The sequence below is a fragment of the Stenotrophomonas sp. STEN083 genome, from assembly GCF_056759195.1.
Genome location: NZ_JBRRCU010000111.1, coordinates 1 through 3,095 on the forward strand (window position 1 = coordinate 1; position 3,095 = coordinate 3,095).

At 63.4% G+C, this 3,095-nt stretch carries 5 protein-coding genes; all 5 read right to left on the reverse strand.

The window, feature by feature from the left end:
• Nucleotides 1-157 precede the first annotated feature (157 nt).
• Nucleotides 158-925 carry an SDR family NAD(P)-dependent oxidoreductase gene (locus ACVOK8_RS19060; protein WP_481568185.1) on the reverse strand — a complete coding sequence of 256 codons (768 nt, stop codon included), beginning with the start codon at nt 923-925 and terminating at the stop codon, nt 158-160.
• Between the two features lie 78 nt (nt 926-1,003).
• Nucleotides 1,004-1,426, reverse strand: coding sequence for a hypothetical protein (locus ACVOK8_RS19065; RefSeq protein ID WP_481545820.1), 423 nt, complete (start codon nt 1,424-1,426; stop codon nt 1,004-1,006).
• A gap of 68 nt (nt 1,427-1,494) precedes the next feature.
• Nucleotides 1,495-1,881, reverse strand: a complete 387-nt coding sequence (locus ACVOK8_RS19070; RefSeq protein WP_481568186.1) for a VOC family protein — start codon at nt 1,879-1,881, stop codon at nt 1,495-1,497.
• A 39-nt stretch (nt 1,882-1,920) separates the two neighbouring features.
• Complete coding sequence (locus ACVOK8_RS19075) at nt 1,921-2,547, reverse strand: DUF998 domain-containing protein (protein WP_481568187.1); 627 nt, start codon at nt 2,545-2,547, stop codon at nt 1,921-1,923.
• Nucleotides 2,548-2,574: 27 nt separating this feature from the next.
• The gene (locus tag ACVOK8_RS19080) at nt 2,575-2,916 is read right to left on the reverse strand and encodes a hypothetical protein (RefSeq protein ID WP_481568188.1); all 342 of its coding nucleotides are present in this window, start codon (nt 2,914-2,916) and stop codon (nt 2,575-2,577) included.
• Nucleotides 2,917-3,095 lie beyond the last annotated feature (179 nt).

Below are 3,095 nucleotides of genomic sequence, written 5' to 3' on the forward strand. Positions count from 1 at the left end.
GGGGGGGGGGGGGGGGGGGGGGGGCGCGGCGGGGCGGGGGGGGGGGGCGCGGCGCCGCCCCCCCCCCCCCCCCCGCGGCCGCGCCCCGCCCCCGCCCCCCCCCCCCCCCCCCCCCCCCCCCCCCCCGCTCCTACAAACAGCAGGTCTCACAACGCTATCAAGCTGGCAACGACTGCCCGCCATCCACCGCCAGCACCTGGCCTGTGATCCAGCGTGCTGCTGGCGAACACAGGAATACGGCGGTAGTGGCCACATCCTCGACATTGCCGAAGCCGCCGAACGGGATCTTGGCGCGGATCTGTTCGTAGAGTTCGGGGGCGCTGCTGCGGCGCTGCTCCCACAGTCCACCGGGGAATTCGATCGAGCCCGGTGCCAGTGCGTTGACCCGGATGCGCTCGCGCGCCAACTCGGTGGCCAGGCTGGTGGTGTAGTAATTCAACGCCGCCTTTGCAGCGGAATAAGCCGCCGCACGTGGTGTCGGTACCGAGGCGTTGATCGAGCTGATGTTGAGGATGGCCGGCATCGCACTCAGGCGCAGATGCGGCAGGGCAGCGCGGTTGGCGCGCACCGCGGCCATCAGGTCGATATCGAAACCGGCCTGCCAACTGGCATCGTCATTGCCGTTGCCATAGCCGGAGGCATTGTTGATGAGGATATCAATGCCTCCCAGCTCGGCGGCAGCAGCATCGATCCAGGCTTGGATCTGCGCCGGATCAGCGAGATCACATTGCTGCGTGTGCGCGGCAGCTGCGCCATCGCGTAGCAGTACGTCGGCAGCCTGGGTCAGCGTGGGCGCGCCACGTGCGCAGATGCTGAGCTTCGCACCTTCGCGGGCAAAGCCCTGGGCGATGGCCAAACCAATGCCCCGGCTGCCACCGGCAACCAGGACACGTGCCCCGTGTAGAGAAGCAGAGGATGAAGTCATTGCTGCGGTTCCGGTGGGCGGAGACCGCTCATTATCGCTGCGTCGGGGCTTACGGGCGAAGAACGCGGTGTTCCGCGATCACGGCAGGCCGGGCACGTTCAAGGTCGCGAACAAATTGTTCTGCGCCTTCTTGGCCATTGAGCGCGGCAGCTTGGCGATGAAGGTATCGCCAGTGAGCGCCAGATCACCGCGCAGGATGAAGCCGTTGATCTGGGTATAGCTCTTGACGCTGTATTTGTTTCCATCCTGGGTGACTTCCATGTACATCGGTGAAGTCAGGATGTTGTTGCCCTTGCGATAGACGCGGGTGCCATCGATGTCGCGAACCAGGCCGTAGCCATGTTCGGTTGCCCATGCATCGACTTTGGCAAGCACGTTCTCATCGGAGCTGAAGGTGGTGAGGTCATGCGGCCTGCCGCTGTTCTTTGCCATCAGCGCCAGGATGTTGATGGCTGCCAAGCCGCCGAGACCGCCCACGACCATTCCGGTGATCAAACCCATGCTGTCCACTCCTTGATTTGGAGCGGCATTCCAACACATCACAACGCAGGCTGTCGTGAAAAAAAGTATTACTTCCAGGTAGTGGGCGTTGCGCCACGTTCTGGATGGTGCATCTGCACGATGCAGAAACGATGGCCGGTTGGCGCTTCCATCACCCACCAGCGTTTGACCTTGGCAATGCGGCGTGCGCCCAGTGCTTCAAGCCGGTCGGCTTCTGCATCGATATCGTCGGACTCGATATCCAGATGCACGCGTGGAGCGTGATCGACGCGCTGCACTTCCACGTGCAGCTCGGCTGGTGCGCCGATTAGTTCGGCGTACTGCGCGCCATCGTTCTCGGTATGGCCGGGCTTGGCGGTCAGGCCGAGTGCGGGCGCCCAGAACGCGGCGGCGGCATCGCTGTCGGTGCCCTGACAATCAATGATGAAACCTGCAAGACGGCTGCGGTGGCTCATGTGGATGCTCCGGTGAAAGAGGAGCGCAGCGTACACCCGCTATCCGTGGCTGCGTGTTATCGCGCTGTCGGCAGCAGCTGAAGTGCTCAGGCGCCATGCAGCGATGCACAGCGCGCTGTACACACTCCACTCGGCCAGGCGTTGCAGTAGTCCTCGCCAGGACTGCAATGGTTCCAGCCCCATCAACACGAACAGCAACAGCCAGAGTCCTGCCAGCGCGATCCAGAAAGCGCGTGTACCTGGACGCAATGCCGGCGCGGTTGCCAGCAGCACCAGGCCGAGTGCGGTGCCCAGATAGGTGAACACGCCGAGCAGGGTGTGCAGTGATTGCGACAAGCTGCCACCGAACGGGCAACCGAGATCGCAGGGCGCCAGCGCGGAACCTATCCATGCCAGCGGCTCGAACAACAGCAGCCAGTAACCGAAACGACTGGCGCCGCTTACCGGGGCCATCGGCGCGAATGCGAACAGAAGCAGCGCGGCCAATACACCGACTGGAATGAAGCCGAACAGACTGATCAGTCGGGCGTGTTCGCTGCCGGTCGCGCCGAGTTCACTGATGTATTGCGACAGCGGCGAGTAACCGGGTTTGAGCTCGGCACCGCCGAGCAGCATCAGCAGGTACATCGCCACGAACAGCAGGATCAAGCAGCGTTGGAAACGCATCGTCGGCCCGTGGATGGTGAGCGATGCTCAGCGTACGCGATTGGACAGGAACAGCTCCACCTTGCCGCAGCTCGGGCAGGCATGCAGGTCGAATTCCTCACGGTTGACGAACAGTTCGCCGATATCGCCAAGCAGGAAGGGCATGGCCTGCGAGCCTTCGTGGAAGCGTTTGCGGCCGATGAACTCCATGCGCATGCCGGGGCAACGCGGGCAGTCGATCAGGCGCGGTGGTTGCGTCCAGTTGCGGCCGTCATCGGGTTGATAGTCGCGTGGCGGTGGCGCGCCGTCGGCATGGGTGCCGCATTTCCAGCACTGGTCGAAGTTGTCTTCGTTGACTTCCTTGCAGTTGCTGCAGGTCCAGGTGCCCATGGTGGTTTTGGTGGCGGTGTGGGATTGAGCAATCGTAGCGCTCGGATGCTGGGTTGGCGTTACAGGTGGGTGATGTTTTTTTTTGTGTGGTGGGGAATGCGGGGAGGATCAAAGGCAAGAGCTGCCCTCACCCCAACCCCTCTCCCGCAAGCGGGAGAGGGGCTAGTGCACTACAAGCG